The sequence below is a fragment of the Mesobacillus maritimus genome, assembly GCF_044803185.1.
Taxonomy (GTDB): Bacteria; Bacillota; Bacilli; order Bacillales; family Cytobacillaceae; genus Mesobacillus_B; species Mesobacillus_B maritimus_B.
In genome coordinates this window covers 4855450-4873659 of sequence record NZ_CP085225.1, presented here as the reverse complement: position 1 = coordinate 4873659, position 18210 = coordinate 4855450, and the positions used below count along the sequence as shown (strand labels likewise).

At 38.6% G+C, this 18210-nt stretch carries 15 protein-coding genes and 1 pseudogene; 10 read left to right on the top strand and 6 right to left on the bottom strand.

Features of this window, described 5'->3' with window-relative positions:
• Window positions 1–4 precede the first annotated feature (4 nt).
• The 4 genes from LG336_RS23670 to tagD all read right to left on the bottom strand — a co-directional run bounded on the left by LG336_RS23670 (window position 5) and on the right by tagD (window position 4466).
• The gene (locus LG336_RS23670; protein WP_404329928.1) at window positions 5–1678 is read right to left on the bottom strand and encodes an ABC transporter ATP-binding protein; all 1674 of its coding nucleotides are present in this window, start codon (window positions 1676–1678) and stop codon (window positions 5–7) included.
• Window positions 1679–1705: 27 nt separating this feature from the next.
• Window positions 1706–2497, bottom strand: a complete 792-nt coding sequence (locus LG336_RS23665; protein WP_404329927.1) for an ABC transporter permease — start codon at window positions 2495–2497, stop codon at window positions 1706–1708.
• 381 nt (window positions 2498–2878) lie between these two features.
• Complete coding sequence (locus tag LG336_RS23660; protein ID WP_404333270.1) at window positions 2879–4075, bottom strand: CDP-glycerol glycerophosphotransferase family protein; 1197 nt, start codon at window positions 4073–4075, stop codon at window positions 2879–2881.
• Window positions 4068–4466 carry a glycerol-3-phosphate cytidylyltransferase gene (gene tagD / locus LG336_RS23655; protein ID WP_404329926.1) on the bottom strand — a complete coding sequence of 133 codons (399 nt, stop codon included), beginning with the start codon at window positions 4464–4466 and terminating at the stop codon, window positions 4068–4070. Before tagD ends, LG336_RS23660 begins: the two co-directional genes overlap by 8 nt.
• Window positions 4467–4849: 383 nt before the next feature.
• Here tagD and LG336_RS23650 point away from each other — a divergent pair.
• The 3 genes and pseudogenes from LG336_RS23650 to LG336_RS23640 all read left to right on the top strand — a co-directional run.
• A pseudogene (locus LG336_RS23650) lies at window positions 4850–6037 on the top strand (CDP-glycerol glycerophosphotransferase family protein); the annotation flags it as partial.
• A gap of 107 nt (window positions 6038–6144) precedes the next feature.
• The gene (locus LG336_RS23645) at window positions 6145–6885 is read left to right on the top strand and encodes a WecB/TagA/CpsF family glycosyltransferase (protein WP_404329925.1); all 741 of its coding nucleotides are present in this window, start codon (window positions 6145–6147) and stop codon (window positions 6883–6885) included.
• A gap of 270 nt (window positions 6886–7155) precedes the next feature.
• Window positions 7156–8211, top strand: coding sequence for a glycosyltransferase family 4 protein (locus LG336_RS23640; RefSeq protein ID WP_404329924.1), 1056 nt, complete (start codon window positions 7156–7158; stop codon window positions 8209–8211).
• Window positions 8212–8327: 116 nt separating this feature from the next.
• On the opposite strand, the gene LG336_RS23635 is transcribed toward LG336_RS23640, so the two are convergent.
• Together LG336_RS23635 and LG336_RS23630 are read right to left on the bottom strand one after the other, a co-directional pair.
• Window positions 8328–9371: an LCP family protein gene (locus LG336_RS23635; protein WP_404329923.1), complete on the bottom strand. Its 1044-nt coding sequence runs from the start codon at window positions 9369–9371 to the stop codon at window positions 8328–8330.
• Between the two features lie 212 nt (window positions 9372–9583).
• Complete coding sequence (locus LG336_RS23630) at window positions 9584–10219, bottom strand: YigZ family protein (protein ID WP_404329922.1); 636 nt, start codon at window positions 10217–10219, stop codon at window positions 9584–9586.
• 389 nt (window positions 10220–10608) lie between these two features.
• On the opposite strand from LG336_RS23630, the gene LG336_RS23625 reads away from it, so the two are divergent.
• The 7 genes from LG336_RS23625 to LG336_RS23595 all read left to right on the top strand — a co-directional run bounded on the left by LG336_RS23625 (window position 10609) and on the right by LG336_RS23595 (window position 17808).
• Window positions 10609–11757, top strand: coding sequence for a sensor histidine kinase (locus LG336_RS23625; RefSeq protein ID WP_404329921.1), 1149 nt, complete (start codon window positions 10609–10611; stop codon window positions 11755–11757).
• Between the two features lie 136 nt (window positions 11758–11893).
• The gene (locus LG336_RS23620) at window positions 11894–12580 is read left to right on the top strand and encodes a response regulator (protein WP_404329920.1); all 687 of its coding nucleotides are present in this window, start codon (window positions 11894–11896) and stop codon (window positions 12578–12580) included.
• 348 nt (window positions 12581–12928) lie between these two features.
• Window positions 12929–13768, top strand: a complete 840-nt coding sequence (locus LG336_RS23615; protein WP_404329919.1) for a DegV family protein — start codon at window positions 12929–12931, stop codon at window positions 13766–13768.
• 158 nt (window positions 13769–13926) lie between these two features.
• On the top strand, window positions 13927–15432 hold the full coding sequence (locus LG336_RS23610) for a DEAD/DEAH box helicase (RefSeq protein WP_404329918.1): 1506 nt from the start codon (window positions 13927–13929) through the stop codon (window positions 15430–15432).
• The gene (locus LG336_RS23605) at window positions 15429–16142 is read left to right on the top strand and encodes a ComF family protein (protein WP_404329917.1); all 714 of its coding nucleotides are present in this window, start codon (window positions 15429–15431) and stop codon (window positions 16140–16142) included. The genes LG336_RS23610 and LG336_RS23605 overlap by 4 nt, the downstream gene beginning before the upstream one ends.
• Before the next feature lie 202 nt (window positions 16143–16344).
• Window positions 16345–16890, top strand: coding sequence for a ribosome hibernation-promoting factor, HPF/YfiA family (gene hpf / locus LG336_RS23600; RefSeq protein ID WP_404329916.1), 546 nt, complete (start codon window positions 16345–16347; stop codon window positions 16888–16890).
• A gap of 72 nt (window positions 16891–16962) precedes the next feature.
• A complete protein-coding gene (locus LG336_RS23595; RefSeq protein WP_404329915.1) occupies window positions 16963–17808 on the top strand; it encodes a DUF1028 domain-containing protein in 846 nt (281 codons plus the stop codon).
• Window positions 17809–18210: the final 402 nt, after the last annotated feature.

Below are 18210 nucleotides of genomic sequence, written 5' to 3'. Positions count from 1 at the left end.
TTAACTACTCCTCATGTCCAGGCTTCTTTACCTCTAATTGTAGATATTTCGTCTCAGTTTGAACTCTTATTTCTCGTTCAGCAATTAGGTGAGGCTCTGAAGGATATTCATTTCGCTTGGAAGCCCATACTAATATGATCAATTCATAGTAGGGATGTTGGTTCATTCGATATGTTAACTTACCTTCATATTTTCCAAAATTAAGTTCTTCAAGCTCAATTTCGACCTTGAATTCTGAAAAATTATAATTTTTCCCTTGTGGATTAAAGGATGGATTTTCAGTTATTTCTTCGGTTTCCCTTATGTCCGCAGGATATTCCCTTTTTTCAAAGGTTTCCAAATTCACCAGCTGTAAATTGATTGAGATATCGTTTGCTTTTGGGGTTTCATATCCTCTTACAAAGGCGACCCCTTCTATATGCAATTTTTTATCTTCAAACCAGATTTTGTTAACCTGCTGTTGTACAGTATCCCGATTTTCAATCTTCAATATAAACTGGTTATTGTTTATATTAACTTTGTATTTGAAACGTCCATTTAGACTGTCTACAGGTTCCTCGATATTTATCTTTGTAAAGCTGCCTGCTCTTAAAGGAAACTCAATCCACTCATCGTGATTGTTTTTATAGCGAACCGCTAAAAGGTAATTCCCCGGCTTAAAAAAGTTAGGGAAGTCTTCTTCACTTAAGAGAATGTTGAGACCAGCCTTGTTTCTAATCTTTTCAGGCAGGGAAGAATCCCCACTATAGTCTGTTAAGGTAATCGCTTTGCTTCTATATTCTCCGGTCCGTTTATCTCTAAGAACCAATTCAAAAGGAGGTGCTTCGTTCGTATCGGTTTGGTATAAATAGCCTTTGAGTTCAGTAGAAAAATGCCCTTTTTCAGTTATGCAAGGTGAAACAGACTCAATCGCATGGCTGAATAGTAGCTCAGATTTTACGGTTTCTAACGTTTTTCTTCCAGCCATAAAGTCATTGTATATTGAACCAACTAACTTGGAGTCACCATAAGTAATTAACTCCCCCTGATGAATCCATGCTGCCTTTGAGCAAAATGACTCTACAGCATGATGGTCATGACTAACAAATATGATTGTCTTGCCTAATTCCTTAAATTGATTCATTTTATTCATGCATTTTTGTCTGAAAGCAGAATCGCCTACTGCCAAGGCCTCATCCACAATAAGTATATCGGGCTCAACATTAACAGAAATTGCAAATCCTAGTTTTGATCTCATTCCGGAAGAATAATTTTTAACCGGTTGGTTAATAAACTCTCCTAATTCTGAAAACTCAATGATATCATCTACTTTTGTCAGCATTTCTTCTTTTGAATAACCAAGTAAAGTTCCTTTCATAAATATGTTCTCGTATCCTGTTAATTCTGAGTCAATGCCAGAACTCACATCCAGGAACACAAGAGACCCATTTACGGTAATCTTTCCGGCAGTTGGATCAGCGATACCGGTAATAATCTTTAATAAAGTTGATTTGCCAGATCCGTTTTTACCGAGCACACCAATTGCCTCGCCCTTAGGAAAGTCGAGGGAGATGTCCTTTAAAGCAAGAAAATCCTTATGAAGTTTCTTTTTTGATATAACTTCCTTTATGGGCCCCCATTTATCTTCATATAATTTATATTTTTTAGTCAGATGTTCAACGCTGACCGCAATATTCATGGTTAAACCGCCTTTCGCGATTAAAAGCTACATTATATCAAGGAATATAGGTTTCATTCGCTTATACAAATAATTTCCGAGTATTAAAAGGACTATAACTAAAATCCAAAAGTACAATGTATAAATAGGTTGCTCCCAAAATCCTATTTGGAACAATATTGAATCTCGATAGCCTTGGACGATGTAGTGAAAAGGGTTCAGTTTTATTACAGTTGCAAGGGAGCCAAGATTATCAATTGACCAGAAAACTGGTGTCATCCAGAAGAGAAATACCATAATCGTATCTAAAAATCGACCAAAATCTTTACTGACTGCAACAAGAGGAGCTGTGACCGTTCCAAGTCCAAGTAATAGCATTAGGGCTGCAAAATCGTAATAGATGATTTGTAGCCAGTAAGCAGAGAAAGTATCAAGTGTAAAGGCCATTACAAGTAGAATAACAGCAAGTAAAATAAGATGTGTATAATAAGAAAATAGTATTTGAACTGCCGGCAAAATTGCTATAGGAAAAGGAGTATTTTTAATGAGACCTCTTTTACTTCGAAAAGACTTTTGCGATAGCCTAAACCCGTCATTTAATAAAAACCAGGATATCATTCCAACAGCTAGCCAAGCAAAATAAGGGGCACCATTGACTGGGCTACCAGCCCGTGCACCAATACTAAAGACAAACCAAAATACTGCTATACGCATTAAGGGGTTAACTAGTCCCCAAATAAATCCTAAAAGAGTACCTGCATATTCCCGTTTCATTTCATGTAAGGATAAAGTGCGGAGCATCCAGCGCCGTTCCCACATCTCCTTGTATATACTAAACATATATTTTTCTCCTTCAGTCCATTGGCTGTTAAGCAATGGATATGCTCAAGTTTATGGTTTTTTGTGAGTATGTATCCTGAAAAAGCTCTCTTAAGTTGAACAATAGGGGGACCTTTCGAACGTTAAGCCCGTATATTTCAGAAAACGATAAAATTATTTAGGGTTTCTGAATCTCGTACTAAACTCGAGAATTGGATACAATACTATTTCAAAAGTTATCAGTTTTTGTAGTAATTTGTCTACTAGAACCTTACCAGTAATTATTATAACCAAAGAAAACAGATAAAAGTAGTGCTATAATGGACTTGTAAGTTTCTTAACAGAAAAGTAAAAAGAAAGAAGCCCTTAGTAATAAGGGCCTTTTTTACTTAAATTGGTTTACTAGGATGAATAAATTTTCTTTCCCTTTCCTTCCAGGTAATTAGTAAGGAATGTTACTATGTTCTTACTAGATTCCCCTTGAGAATATTGGTTCCATTTAAGATGGAACTCAACTAAACGGGCGTAATCAAAATCATCTTCTTTTATTATTGAAATCAATTCTTCGGTTGAATATACAATTGGTCCAGGAACTAATTTCTCATAATTTTCCCAGAGTCCTCTTGATTTAGTATAATCACTTAAATCATAGGGATAAAAGATCATTGGTTTAGAAAAAAATGAATACTCAAATGGAATGGAAGAATAATCAGTAATCAAGATATCTGTAATAAAGAGTAAATCATTAAGGTTAGGATAATTGGAACAGTTGACAACAAATCCATCTAATTTATTGTCTAACCCAATGTCATTAATTACAGCAGGGTGGAGCCTTAGTACTAGGACATAATCATTGCCTAATTCCATTTTTAAAGCTTCAAGGTTTAGTTTAAGCTCAAATGAATGAAGCTCCTCATCCCTATAGGTTGGTGCATAGAGGAGGACCTTTTTCGTTTGCAATTCAGGATATACTGTATACACTTTTTCTATAGCCTTTTCTTGCTCATCTTCTTTTAAGAATACATCAGTTCTAGGGAATCCTGTTTTTAAAATTCTCGTTTCATCGATACCAAATGCATGCTTAAATATTTCACCCATTGCATCTGAGCCTACAATGACATGGTCAAATTTATCATATACCTTTTTAAATCTCATCTTCGCACTCTTAGTTCGGGTATGGATGGAGTGATCCTCAAGACCAAATTTTTTTATTGCCCCGTTTGCATGCCATAACTGGATGCATTTCACCCCTTTTTTAAATCGTGCTGAAGCAAGGAAGCCGTAATAATTATCAACTAAAATGACCTTTGCTGTTGATAAATGATACATCGCACGTAGGAATTGAAAAAAGTATCTAATATCGAATAATAAGGTAGTAGCTTCGTTAAATTTACTAAAGCTAGGATACTCCTTTTTGGGGGTTAAAAAAACAGTATTGTATGAAATAGAATGTTTTTTCATTTCCTTATATATTTCTAGGTTGTTTTCGGCAAAGGATACGACCATAACCACTTTTCTTTTTACCGGAAAAGGGCGGTAAAAAGAAAATATTAGTGCAATGAACCGAAGATAAAGAAATATCCCAAATTCCCTAGCCATTCGTAACTTTAAAAAGGTCATCCTTAATTTTACTTGTAGAAATCCCAACAGTTCTTGGGAGGTATACTACTTCACAATATTCCTTTAAGAAATCGAATTTTCCTTCCCAGTCATCACCCATCACAAAAATATCAATATCATTCTCAATAACATCCTGTACCTTTTGATCCCAGTCATTTTCAGGGATGACTTTATCGACGTAACGGATGGATTCTAAAATCAACTTTCTGTTCTCAAAAGAATGGTAAGCCTTCTTATTTTTAATTGCATTAAATTCATCAGTAGATACCGCTACTGTTAAATGATCTCCTAAGTCTTTTGCTCTCTTTAATAGATTAATATGTCCGTTGTGGAGTAAATCAAATGTTCCGTAAGTGAGAACCTTTTTCAAGCTGAAAACCTCCCAATATATATTCATTTAATTAGTCATCTTATTGTTAAGTTAAATGATGAAATTTGTTTGCTCTTTGCAATTCAGTAAACATACTTAATAATTCTAAGGTAAACCGACATGTATTGCAAGAAGACGCTCAACGAAGCTGAGAGTTTGTAGATGTTAATTATTCACAGTAATGGATAAAGTAACTTAGAGTTAAGATTAAAGGGGCAAAACCATTCAGTATTAATGGACGATGTTGAATGTTAAAGGTTACACTGTGAAGCAATATAGTAGTAAGAAAGTTACAAGTTTAATTTTCCTTTGATAAAAAAAGGCCCTCAATGTTATTCTATAAATGCTGAGTTAAAAATAACTAAAAGGATACTGTCATAATGAAAAGATTAATTTCGAGACTTAAAAACAGTAATTTTGCAAAGGCTGTTTATAAAATATTTTTTAGAGTCGTTGGTACTCTCCCTTCTAATTCAAAATTGATTATTTTCGAAAGTTACTTGGGGAAACAATACAGTGATAACCCTCGGGCTATTTATGAATACCTTTTAAAGACAAACCCTGAATATAAAATGTATTGGAGTATTGACCCGCGCTTTGGATCAGCATTTTCAGGGAAAGATGTAGTTACCATAAATCGTTTTTCACTAAAATGGTTAATTTTAATGGCTCGTGCTAAATATTGGGTTTCTAACAGTCGATTGCCGCTATGGATCCCAAAACCTAAGCATACAACCTATCTGCAGACATGGCATGGAACGCCTTTAAAAAGGCTTGCAGCCGATATGGATCAAGTACTTATGCCTGGCACAACCACCGAGAAATATAAAAGAAATTTTTTAGAAGAATCTAGTAGGTGGGATTACTTAATATCCCCTAATCATTACTCTACAGAAATTTTTAGAAGAGCATTTGACTTTAAAAAGGAAATGATTGAATCAGGGTACCCGCGAAATGATTTTCTAATAAATGAAAATAATGAGGCTAAAATAGGTGAATTAAAGCGGAAATTACAACTACCTGAAGGGAAAAAGGTTATCCTTTATGCCCCTACATGGAGGGATAACGAGTACCATCAAAAAGGTAAATATAAATTCAATTTAAAATTAGATTTACAGAACATGAAAGAACAATTGGGTAACAATTACATTATTCTTTTGAGAATGCATTATTTGATTGCGGAGAATTTGGACCTATCCACTTATGTGGGTTTTGCCTATGACGTTTCATCCCACGAAGATATAAGAGAACTTTATCTTATTTCTGATTTGTTGATAACTGATTATTCGTCCGTATTCTTTGATTATGCCAATTTAAAACGACCAATGATTTTTTACGTATATGATTTAGAGAGTTATCGGGATAATCTAAGAGGTTTTTACTTTGATTTTGAAAAGGAAGCACCGGGCCCTTTAGTGAAAACAACGGAAGAAGTAGTATCGATTATCAAACAAATGGAATCAAATGAGTATACTTTTTCAGAGAATTTCACCCTGTTTTATCAAAAGTTTTGTTCTCTTGAGGATGGGGATGCTTCTAAGCGAGTGGTTGAGGAAATATTTCATAAATAGGAAACATAAACCTCTGGGGCCACCTGGAGGTTTTTACATAAAAGCGAGGAGAAAAAACAGTTCCTATATTAATGAACTTCAAAAATATTTTATGAAGAGGACAGAGTATGAAATCTAGATACATAGAGATTTTAAAGTTAACTTTTATTACATCAACATTTGAAGAGATGGTAAAGAAATTGACAATCAGGATTTTAAATCAACAAAAAACATTCATTGTCACAGCCAATCCTGAAATCGTCATGCACGCAAAAAAAGATGAAGCTTATATGGAAGCAGTAAATGGTGCTGATTATATTGTCCCAGATGGCCATGGAATAATCCTAGCGTCTAAAATTCTAAATAACCCAATTCCAGAGCGCGTGACCGGCTACGATTTGACTATTCGATTATTGGAGTTAGCAAATCAAAATAACTGGAAAGTTTATCTTCTAGGTGGAAGAGAAGAGGTTAATGCTGCGGCTGCTAAGAATATTGAGAAACGATATCCTCTTCTGCAGCTTGTTGGTAGACATCATGGCTTTTTTGATTGGCAGGAAGGGGGAATCCCTGCCGACATCCATAGGCTTCAGCCTGATATTGTCCTTGTTGCACTAGGAGTCCCACGACAAGAGCTATGGATTGCGAAGCATATTAATCAATTCAATCATGGAATCTTCATCGGGGTCGGAGGTAGTATTGATGTATTGGCTGGTACGGTTAAACGCGCACCTAAAATCTGGCAGACATTAAGGGTGGAGTGGCTGTATAGGCTATTTAAACAGCCTTCGCGATGGAGAAGAATGCTGGCACTACCGGAGTTTGTTTTTGAAGTGTTTAAAATTAAGTTCAAGCCCAAAGGGGAATAAAATTTTCCCCTCTGAAACTTTCCGCTGATTTATTCGTCCATATATTAGAGCGCAGAAAGTTACTATGCATTGATAATAAATAAATCGCCTTTTACTAACGGATCATTGCGAAAAAGGGATTTATTATATATTACTAAAATATTACTAAACTATGAAAAACCATTCGCTTGTCTTTTGTTTGTGCTATAATTAGCTTCGGCTAAAGAGAAAATCAAAAATGCCTGTTTTATTCTTACTTCTAGGGGCATCCTAATCACAAGGAGGGTCAATATGTTTTACATGACCTTAATATTATGCTTTATGTGCTCCATCCTTATTACACCACTTGTTAAAAAGTTGGCGTTTAGATTAGGAGCCACCGATCGACCAAATGATCGGAAAGTTCATCAGAAAATTATGCCGCGTTTGGGCGGTTTAGTCATTTATTTTAGCTTTATGATTGGTCTTTTTATTATGAATCCAGATAGTCCCCATCATTACGGAATCATGGCAGGTGGGCTTGTCATTGTTTTAACAGGAATCCTTGATGACATCTACGAGCTTTCAGCACGAGTAAAGTTAGTGACTCAAATTGCTGCTGCGTTACTTGCAATTTTATGGGGCGGGGTTCAGGTCAGTTTCATCAATCTTCCTTTCGGGGGAATGCTTGAATTCGGAGCATTTAGTTTTGTGATTACCCTTCTGTGGATTGTCGGGGTAACCAATGCGATTAACTTAATCGATGGTCTTGATGGGTTAGCAGCGGGTGTTTCTTCAATTGCTCTGATTTCAATTTCTGGTATGGCAATTATTATGGGGGATGGCTATGTTATGACAGTAGGGTTTCTCCTACTGGTAAGTACACTGGGCTTTCTCGTGTACAACTTCTATCCCGCGAAAATCTTTATGGGTGATACAGGGGCGTTATTTCTCGGCTATATGATTGCCGTTCTTTCCTTACTCGGCTTTAAGGGCGTAACCTTCATTTCCTTTATCATTCCAATCATTATTTTAGGTGTACCAATGACGGATACAATCTTTGCAATCGTACGACGTCTTGTCAAAAAAACACCGTTATCTGCACCTGATAAGTCACACTTACACCATTGCTTTCTTAACCTTGGTTTTACTCATAGACAAACGGTTTTAATGATTTATGCGATCAGCGCTTTGTTTGGCTTAGCAGCATTTATTTTCTCGCTTACAACGATGTGGGGATCCTTGTTGCTCATCACGATTATTTTACTGTCCATTGAACTGATCGTTGAAAGTGTTGGGCTAGTGGATAAGAATTATCGTCCGTTATTAAACATGTTACAAGGACGTAAATATGTAAAAAACAGATAAAAACCCAGTCAGTTGACTGGGTTTTTTATTGTGAAATTATAAAAAGAATTTCCTTGAAGAGTGAGTTTTGTTTTATTTTACATTTACAGGGTATATTAAGAAATAAAAAAACCCCTCTAATAAGAAGGGGCTGTAACTTCATTCGTTGTGTCAGTGCTCGAATCTGTTTCGTTAACTAAGTCCGTTTCCGGAATCAAGTCAAGGTGTCTTTGTAAGGTAGTTATGGTTTCAGCTAATGCCAGCTCATCAAGTTGGTAGTAGTAGATTCCGTTAATCCTGGAGTCGCTCCCAGCTAAGTTTAGCGTTTCTGCATTTAAGCTAGTACCTGCAACTGCATAATTGATAAAGGACGTCATTTCTTCAAATCTTAAATCTGTCTTCATATTATCCCCAATAGCCTCGATTACGTCTGTATGATTTTTTAGGGACTTAACGGATGCTGCTTTTTTAATCACTGCTTTTATGATTTCTTGCTGACGTTTTCCACGTTCAATGTCACTATCTAGCTTACGAGTTCTCGCTAGAGCCAAGGCTTCTTCACCATTTAAGGTTTGTAGCCCTTCCTGTAATGTAATAGCACCTGCTTTATCCTTTGAATCTTGTTCAGTAAAGGTATAAGGTACTTCTACTTCGATCCCATTGAGTGCATCAATAACGTCAATAAAGGCATTAAAATTCATTTTTACATAATAATCGACTGGAATATCTAGAAGGTTCTCCACCGTTTCAAGTGTATACTCTACGCCACCATAGGCATGGGCATGGTTGATTTTATCAGAGAATCCTTTGTCAGGAATATAGACGTAAGAGTCACGCGGAATGCTTAATAATTTCACTGACTTTTCATCTTTATTAAAAGTAGCAAGCATTAATGCATCTGTACGAGAGTTAGAATCAAACTGGCGTTTTTCACTATCGTCTACTCCAATAAATAATACGGAGATATTCTCCTCAAAAGGGTTGACATAAGCGCGTTTACTGTCCCGTTCAACTGGTTGATAAGAATCCTTCATAACCGTTTCTGCTTTGCTATATAAATGTGCACCATAGGCAACACCACTTACAAGAATAAGGAGAAGGGGCAACATAATCCAACGGACTATTCTTTTTCTTTTCTTCTTGGGTTTATAGTGAAGATCACCGCGTCTAATTTCTGACATATAAATCTCCTTTTCTATTTATATTAAGAATTTATAAGGACTTTAAAGTTTGTTTCCTTTTTAACCTATCTTTCATTTTACAATTTATTTGGTTTTTCGTAAATCGTATATTTTGGTAAAAGTCATTTTTCTAGGACTTTAGTCCAGAAAAGCTTTGATATAGTACTAATATAAGTTCTGGTTCCGCATGTTGCTAAATTTGTTATAGTTTATCAGATTAACGCTTCCTCTAAATAAAGCATTTCCCCTTCAACTAGTTCTCCCTGCCCATTCGTCAGTTCCACCATCCAAGCAGAAAAGTTATCTTTCTCTCCTTCTTCGACAAATGTTTCAAGTTCGACCTTTTCTAGGTAGTGAATGTCTTTTAGTGTATAAACGGAAGATCTTAACTCATTCTCTACCTTTCCTAAAAGGGTATAATCAATCGTCGTATGCATGACCCGCATAAGCTTTCTTTCGACGATTCCAGTGGCATTTAGACCTTCAGAGGTTGCTTTTCCATAAGCGCGAATGAGCCCACCGGCACCGAGTTTGGTCCCTCCGAAGTAGCGGGTGACAACGACGACGGAGTCTTTTAGGTTTTTCTTTTTAAGGACTTCTAGGATGGGAACTCCTGCTGTGCCGCTAGGTTCTCCGTCATCATTGGCTTTTTGGATATGGTCTTGCTCGCCGATTAGGTAGGCAGAACAATTATGTGTTGCATCCCAGTTTTTCTTTTTTATGGTTTGGATGAATTCTTGCGCTTGTTCCTCTGTTTCAGCGCGTTCGATATAGGCAATAAATCTTGATCTTTGAATATTAATTTCGTGTTCACCGTAGCCTTTAACTGTTTTATAGCGGGGCAGCATGGTAAATTGCTCCTTTCTCTGTTGATCTCTTCCCTCTATTATAAATCGACAAAGGCAATGCGACAAATTGAGTCAAGAATGTAAATAAACTTTAATGTTCGTAAAATGATAGGATGGTATAATAGTACTTATTATCAAAAGGTCCCGATTTTTGACGGAATCTATTTGTAGATGTTTTTAATATATTCACGGTATGATGATTATTATGGGGTAATATCTTTTAGAGTAATCTTCTGTAAAGAAAACCTTGTTAATACATCGGCCCTTCATAAGCAATTTGTAGGATGTTTATTTTAAGATAATGCTGTGTTTACGGAAATTGCTGATTTTGCCTGGAGCGGAAATCAACGGCTACTTATAACGCAGAAGAAATCGCCGGAGGAATTGCGATGGTATTAAAAAAAATCGAAACGAAAACCCTTGATCATATTCTTGAAACCATGATTGACACCGTTACAGATAGTAAAAATGAAGTCTTTAGCATTGGAGAACAATGTCGCCAAGACTATGAATCGATTGTAAACGAGGTAAAGGAAGTTAAAACGCTTGGGAAGAAGATTGTCGAAGATGGGGACGAGCTTGAGCTTAAGGTTCGTTCAGCAAGAAAACGATTATCTGATGTAAGCAAGCATTTCAAAGACTATTCTGAAGCTGAAGTCAAAGAGGCTTATGAAGTTGCCCATGGTCTGCAAATGGAACTAACGATGAAGCGGCAACTTGAAAAACAGCTAAAAGAAAGACGAAACGACCTCGAACATCGGTTGTCTGGTCTTACCAATACGATTGAACGGGCGGGAGACCTATCATCGCAAATTTCAGTTGTCATGAATTATATGATGAGCGATATCCGGCAAATGGGTGAAGCCTTAGAAACAGCGAAACAAAAGCAGGACTTTGGTCTGAAAATTATTGAAGCGCAAGAAGAAGAACGAAAGCGATTGTCCCGGGAGATTCATGATGGTCCGGCGCAGATGCTTGCCAATGTTATGATGCGCTCTGATCTCATTGAGAAAATTTACAAAGAGCGAAGCGGCGAGGAAGCGATAGCGGAAATTCGCGATTTGAAGGTTATTGTTCGCTCGGCTTTGTATGAGGTTAGAAGAATTATTTATGATCTGCGTCCAATGGCACTTGATGATTTAGGTTTAGTGCCTACCCTCAAAAAATATCTGGTTACAACCGAAGAGTATCATAAGACAGTAAAAATACATTTTTGTCATAGCTGTGAAGTGAATAGGCTACCGGCGAAATATGAAGTTGCGCTGTTTAGACTGATACAGGAATCGGTTCAGAATGCATTGAAGCATGCGAAAGCCTCAATTATTAACGTAGAATTAGATATCACAAAAGTAATGGCCAAGGTAACCATTAAAGATGATGGCCAAGGCTTTGATCTGAACCAAACTAAAATGCAGTCCTTTGGTATACTCGGAATGAAAGAACGGGTTGATTTGCTAGATGGAGAAATCTTTATTGATTCAGCCATCGGTAATGGGACTAAAGTAGTCATACACGTACCATTAGAGAGTCAAATTTAAAAGTGTCCATTAAAAAATGGACAAGGATACCCGTGATAGGGTAGAAAAAGGAATCAAAAGCTAGCGGGTAAGGGGACGTTTCGCCTGCGATCAATACAAAAGACAGAAAGCATGATTAGACAGGGAGGGCGAAGAGATGGGAACGAAAATTATTATTATTGATGATCATCAGCTATTTAGAGAAGGGGTTAAACGAATTCTAGACTTTGAACACTCATTTGAGGTTGTGGCTGAAGGGGACGACGGCAGTGAAGTGATGAATTTGTTTGAACTTCATCAGCCAGATGTCATTATTATGGATATTAACATGCCGAATATTAATGGGATTGATGCTACCCAGCAATTAATTGCCAAGCATCCACAGGCTAAGGTCATCATTCTTTCGATTCATGATGATGAAAATTACGTGACTCACGCCTTGAAGACAGGAGCAACTGGGTATCTTTTGAAAGAAATGGATGCCGACGCCTTGATTAGCGCAGTGAAAGTGGTAGCTGAAGGTGGTTCCTATCTTCATCCAAAGGTGACTCATAATCTTGTAAAAGAATTTAGAAGACTTTCCATTCAAGAAGGCGAATCTAGTGTTCAAACCATTGCACGGGTCGAAATCCGCCGACCGCTTCATTTGCTCACAAGACGTGAATGTGAAGTCCTTCAGCTATTGGCTGACGGGAAAAGCAACCGTGCAATTGGCGATTCCCTCTATATCAGTGAAAAAACAGTGAAAAATCATGTAAGTAATATCTTGCAAAAAATGAATGTAAACGACCGTACGCAGGCTGTTGTAGTGGCTATTAAAAATGGGTGGGTTGAGGTTAAGTAGGTTTAACGACCAGCTCTTTTTCTCACTAGGAATGTTTAGATAAAAATGCAATAAGGTGAACTCAATACTAGTAACTTAAAGACATACTTGACCTATTGGTAAGTATGTCTTTATCTTTTCTCACAAAATAATGCAATTTAAATTGAATTCATATAAAATGAGTAATAGGCACAATGCTAGATGTAGTGAAACTTCCCAATGTAATGGGGTTCCTTTCATAGAAGGAAGTAGAATGAATCGAGCATTTCGGGTTGTTTATCCTCTATATACCCATTCTCGTATACGTCAAGTCTCAAACGGGGGAAACTACTCGTTAATCAGCGATAAAAAAGGTAGGTAATTCTATACATGAAAACGGCTGTTGTCACGGATAGTACCGCGTACATCCCGAAAGAATTACGAGAGAAATTGAATATCCATATGATCCCTTTAAGCGTCATTTTTGGGAATGAATCTCTTCGTGAAGAAATTGATTTAACGGCAGGAGAATTTTACGAAAAGGTAAAAGACAGCGAACTACCAACTACTTCGCAACCTCCTATCGGGCAGTTTGTGGAGTTGTTTGAACGCTTGGCAAAGGAATATGATGCGGTTATTTCCGTTCATCTTTCCAGTGGAATTAGTGGAACCTTTCAAGGAGCCGTTACTGCTGGTTCAATGGTAGAAGGGATTCAAGTATATCCTTTTGATTCGGAAACGGCCTGCATGGTCCAAGGTTTTTATGCGTTGGAAGCAGCTGAGTTAGCAGGACAAGGCAAGAGTGCAGACGAAATTATCGCACGCTTAAATGAAATGAAAGAATCCATGCGTGCATACTTTATTGTTGATGATTTAAGCCATTTACAGCGTGGAGGAAGGCTTTCCAATGCACAGGCGTTTATTGGCAGCTTACTGCAGGTCAAACCGCTCCTTCATTTTGTTGATAAAAAAATTGAACCATACGAAAAGGTTCGCACGAAGAAAAGAGCCCTTAACCGTGTTTCAGACCTTTTAGGAGAGGCTGTAGCAAATGGTGTTGAATATCGAGCTGTCATTATCCATGCCAATCGTGAGGACGAAGCGAACAATTGGAAGGCTGAGCTCGAGGCAAAATACCCAAATGTAGAGTTCTCCATTAGTTATTTCGGTCCTGTCATCGGAACACATTTAGGAGAAGGGTCGCTTGGGATGGGCTGGTACAAAAAGTAATCTTTTGTACTTGCCTCCATGGCTCAAATAGTACATTTATATTTCAATGAGCGTCATTTCTAGGTTAGAGTTCAAAATAGCTTGGAAGTGGCGTTTTCTAACTTTTAATCAATGCGGAGGGAAACCATGAAGACTGTAGCCCAAAGGAATGTTTCTGCATGAGGTTTGCGATTGAACACAACCAATTGATTCCTGAATCATTACTCAAAACCTCGCAAAAAACCAACACGATCTCTCAAATCGAAACGCTGCCTCATATCCCCCTTCAACCTTCTTTTTCTTTTAATCATGACCTTCAACACTATCTTTCTGGGAAACAGTTGCTACTTGAAGATATCCCCTTTTCATTAGAAGAAATCCAACAGCATTATCAAAATGGTTATCTCGTTTATCGAAAGGCACTTCTTCAACATGGTAGACAACATGAATGCCTCCGTTGTGGGACGAAGGAGCCGCGGTGGTTTTCTACCTTTCCTTGTGCACGATGCAGCGAGAACTGCGTTTACTGTCGGCAATGTTTGATGATGGGGCGTGTAAGTAGCTGTACGCCACTTATTAGCTGGGCTGGACCTGTCCCAGAGATAAAGGGAAGTGAGAAGGACCAGGGGCTATTACAGTGGACAGGGGCATTATCAGCAGGACAACAGCACGCATCAAACCTTGTAGTCCATGCCGTACACAACCAAAACGAGCTGCTTGTTTGGGCCGTTTGTGGGGCAGGGAAAACCGAAGTGTTGTTTAAAGGCATTGAACAAGCGCTCCAACAGGGAGGGCGTGTTTGTATTGCGACCCCTCGGACCGATGTTGTTTTAGAGCTTACGCCCCGATTAAAAGCTGTTTTCCCAGATGTAGAGGTTGCATCGTTATATGGTGGCAGTGAGGACCGTCATAAATATGCTCGGTTGACCATCTCGACCACTCATCAACTCCTGCGTTTTTACCAAGCCTTTGATACTATCATCGTGGATGAGGTGGATGCATTTCCTTACTCTGTCGATCAAACCCTTCAGTTTGCGGTTCAGCAAGCAAGGAAACCTGGTTCCACCATGGTTTACCTAACAGCAACACCGAGTGCTTCTTGGCAACGAGAATGTCGTCTAGGCAAGCGAGAATATGTCACGATTCCAGCCCGATACCATCGTCACCCACTACCTGTCCCGCAGTTCGTTTGGTGCGGCAATTGGCAAAAACGTTTAGCGAACAAAGCTCTTCCAGACAATCTTGTCTATTGGCTCAATCAAAGAATTGAAAATAACAAGCAAGCACTTCTTTTTGCTCCTAAAATTGCCTCAATGGAACTCATCCTACCTATACTTCGTAAACTCCATCCAAAGGTTGAAGCAGTCCATGCTGAGGACCCGAATCGGAAAGAAAAAGTGACCTGTATGCGCAATAAAGAACTTTTGATTTTATTAACGACGACGATTCTAGAACGAGGCGTCACTTTCCCGAATATTGATGTTGCTGTTTTAGGAGCGGAGGACTCAATCTTTACGGAGAGTGCTCTAGTGCAGATCGCCGGACGTGCGGGCAGGAGTGCTCAATTTCCTAAAGGTGAGGTAAGTTTCTTTCATTATGGGAAAACAGAGGCGATGGTCAGTGCGCAAAAGCAAATTATGAGGATGAACACTGAAGGTTTTAAAAAGGGGCTGTTGGATGTATGAAGCTGTTTTTAGATGAATATTGCCTGGTTTGTAATGGAATCCTAACCCCTGTTATAAGTTGGACTAATGTATTTCTAGATACTGAAGAACAATGGACTTGTGAGGATTGTCAAAGCAAGCTTAAGCTCCTTGTCGGAGAAAGATGTAGCATTTGTAGCCGTGTTTTAGCTGCTGATTATAGAAATGAGAACCTTTGTTATGATTGTGTCCGTTGGGAGCAGGACTCTGATTGGAGTGGGGCTCTTAGTCAGAATATCTCGCTGTATGAGTACAACGATTTTCTAAAAGAAGTGATTGCCAAATTTAAGTATCGGGGCGACTATATTCTTGCGCGTGCTTTTAGAAGCAGGATAAAAAAAGAACTAACTTCCATGAACTTTGACGCCCTAACTCCCATTCCCTTGAGTCAGGAAAGGTTGTATGAGAGGGGCTTTAACCAAGCTGAGGCACTGATTATTGAGGCTGGTTTTAAGCCTAGCCATCTGCTGACTCGAATCCATACAGAAAAGCAATCCAAAAAATCGCGTTCTGACCGGATTCATCTTTCACAGGTGTTTCAACTGGATAGTGAGATACAGATATCTTTAGAAGGAAAAAATATTCTGCTTGTAGATGATATTTATACAACAGGCTCAACCTTAAGACATGCGGCTAAGGTTTTATTAGGGCATGGAGCTAGAAGTGTGAGTTCCCTTACACTCGCACGGTAGAAAATGGAGGTTTATCGAATCAACATTTTCCCAGAAATTGCGACAGACTCCGAGTGGAATTATAGAGCGTTTTTCATCGTTTTTACTATGATGACGAAGAAAACGTCATTATTTCGTCAATCTTTTCTCTGTTAAAGCAGGAGTTCTTTGGGGTAAAATAGAAGTATAGATACATAGTCATTTTAAAGGAGGAGTATCGCTTATGAACTATAACATTCGTGGTGAAAACATCGAGGTAACTCCAGCAATTAGAGAGTACATTGAAAAGAAGGTCAGCAAGTTGGAGCGTTATTTCAATGAGACACCAAATGCCAGCGTAAGCGTAAACCTAAAAGTGTATCAGGACAAAAAATCAAAAGTGGAAATTACCATTCCAATGAAAAATCTTGTCCTCCGTGCAGAAGAACTTCATGAAGATATGTACGCGGCAATTGACCTGATTACTGATAAATTAGAACGACAAATTCGTAAACATAAAACAAAAGTTAACCGTAAATTCCGTGGCCAAGATAGCATCAAAGATGTGGCGCCAATTTTCAATGAAATTGATGTTAATGGCGATGAAGACGAACTAGAATTGGTTCGTACAAAGAGCTTTGATTTAAAACCAATGGATAGCGAGGAAGCGATTCTTCAGATGAACCTACTGGGACATAGCTTCTACGTTTTCCATAATGCTGATACCAACAACACAAACGTTGTGTACAAGCGTAAAGATGGTCGCTATGGCTTGATAGAAGCTCAGTAATAAATTAGTGGGAATTAGCCCGCAGCCGTCCATGGCTGCGGGTTTTATCATTTTAAAAATGAAATGGAGGAAATGATTTTGACTTTTTCAATTGTTGGGTACGATCCGAAAGAAAAAGAGTGGGGGATTGCGGTTCAGTCGAAGTTTCTAGGTGTCGGAGCCGTTGTACCGTTTGCAAAGGCTGGTGTCGGGGCGGTGGCGACTCAATCCTATGCCAACACGGCTTATGGGCCACAAGCGCTAGAGTTAATGGCAGAAGGGAAGACCGCTGCCGAGGCGTTAGAAATCATTACGAAGGATGATCCTGATAAGGAGATGCGTCAAGTTGGTTTGATTGATGCTAGTGGAAATCCTGCTACTTTTACTGGTACCTATTGTTATGATTGGGCTGGCGGTATCACTGGTGAATATTTTGCTGCCCAAGGAAATATCCTTATCGACGGGACTGTTCAGGCGATGGCACAGACCTTTACGGAAACAAGCGGTAGCTTAGCTGAACGGTTGCTTGCGGCTTTAAACGCGGGTCAAGAGGCAGGAGGAGACAGCAGAGGGCAACAGTCTGCCGCGCTTCTTGTCGTTAAGGAGGCGGGTGGCTACGGTGGCTATAATGACCGTTACATCGATTTGCGTGTCGATGATCATCCTGAGCCGATTAAAGAACTCATTCGAATCTACGGCCTGCAACAGCTGTATTTCTCAAAATCTAAGCCGGAGAATGTAGTGGAGATTGAAGGAGAGGTGAGAGAGGAAGTCGTTGCGCAGCTGAGACGCCTCGGTTACTTAAACAGTGAGCCAGAGAACGAAGAAGTGCTGCACAAAGCATTTACGGCCTATTTACATACAGAAAACTTTGAGGAACGTGAGCAGGAAGCCGGGAAGATTGATTTGGAAGTGCTGGCGTTTATGAAGGGGCAGTAAAACTTTTCAGACAACTTTACTAGTAAAAAAAAGGCGGAAGTGTTTGTTGGGTATACCGTACGGTGTAGGGTATTTATTTTCGTGCAGGGAATATACGACTTAAAACGGGGAATATAATGCTCGTAACGGGGAATATAAATCACTTTTTTCAGAAAAACCGACTAGGGTGGGGGTATTAAAGCGGCCAAAAGGCATTTAAAAGGTGAATCTAGGATGAAAATACCCTCCCACAAAGTCTTTTACTAGTATAAGTCATTAGGTTTTGAAGTGGGATAGCGCAAATTCTTGGATTAAGAGTTAGATTATAGTTTAAGAAGCTCAGTGTTCAAGGTGTATACGGTACTGGGTACCTTATATATTTCCCGTACAAGGAATAAAAAATCACCATTTTCAGCTAAAAAG

Excerpts from the sequence above, each read along its gene's own strand:
- LG336_RS23645 (WP_404329925.1), top strand. The coding sequence starts at position 6,145 with ATGAAATCTAGATACATAGAGATTTTAAAGTTAACTTTTATTACATCA.
- LG336_RS23660 (WP_404333270.1), bottom strand. The coding sequence starts at position 4,075 with ATGGCTAGGGAATTTGGGATATTTCTTTATCTTCGGTTCATTGCACTA.
- LG336_RS23610 (WP_404329918.1), top strand. The coding sequence starts at position 13,927 with ATGAGGTTTGCGATTGAACACAACCAATTGATTCCTGAATCATTACTC.
- LG336_RS23630 (WP_404329922.1), bottom strand. The coding sequence starts at position 10,219 with ATGCTGCCCCGCTATAAAACAGTTAAAGGCTACGGTGAACACGAAATT.
- LG336_RS23595 (WP_404329915.1), top strand. The coding sequence starts at position 16,963 with ATGATTTTGACTTTTTCAATTGTTGGGTACGATCCGAAAGAAAAAGAG.
- LG336_RS23605 (WP_404329917.1), top strand. The coding sequence starts at position 15,429 with ATGAAGCTGTTTTTAGATGAATATTGCCTGGTTTGTAATGGAATCCTA.
- LG336_RS23625 (WP_404329921.1), top strand. The coding sequence starts at position 10,609 with ATGGTATTAAAAAAAATCGAAACGAAAACCCTTGATCATATTCTTGAA.
- hpf (WP_404329916.1), top strand. The coding sequence starts at position 16,345 with ATGAACTATAACATTCGTGGTGAAAACATCGAGGTAACTCCAGCAATT.
- LG336_RS23665 (WP_404329927.1), bottom strand. The coding sequence starts at position 2,497 with ATGTTTAGTATATACAAGGAGATGTGGGAACGGCGCTGGATGCTCCGC.
- LG336_RS23640 (WP_404329924.1), top strand. The coding sequence starts at position 7,156 with ATGTTTTACATGACCTTAATATTATGCTTTATGTGCTCCATCCTTATT.
- LG336_RS23635 (WP_404329923.1), bottom strand. The coding sequence starts at position 9,371 with ATGTCAGAAATTAGACGCGGTGATCTTCACTATAAACCCAAGAAGAAA.
- LG336_RS23670 (WP_404329928.1), bottom strand. The coding sequence starts at position 1,678 with ATGAATATTGCGGTCAGCGTTGAACATCTGACTAAAAAATATAAATTA.
- LG336_RS23620 (WP_404329920.1), top strand. The coding sequence starts at position 11,894 with ATGGGAACGAAAATTATTATTATTGATGATCATCAGCTATTTAGAGAA.
- LG336_RS23615 (WP_404329919.1), top strand. The coding sequence starts at position 12,929 with ATGAAAACGGCTGTTGTCACGGATAGTACCGCGTACATCCCGAAAGAA.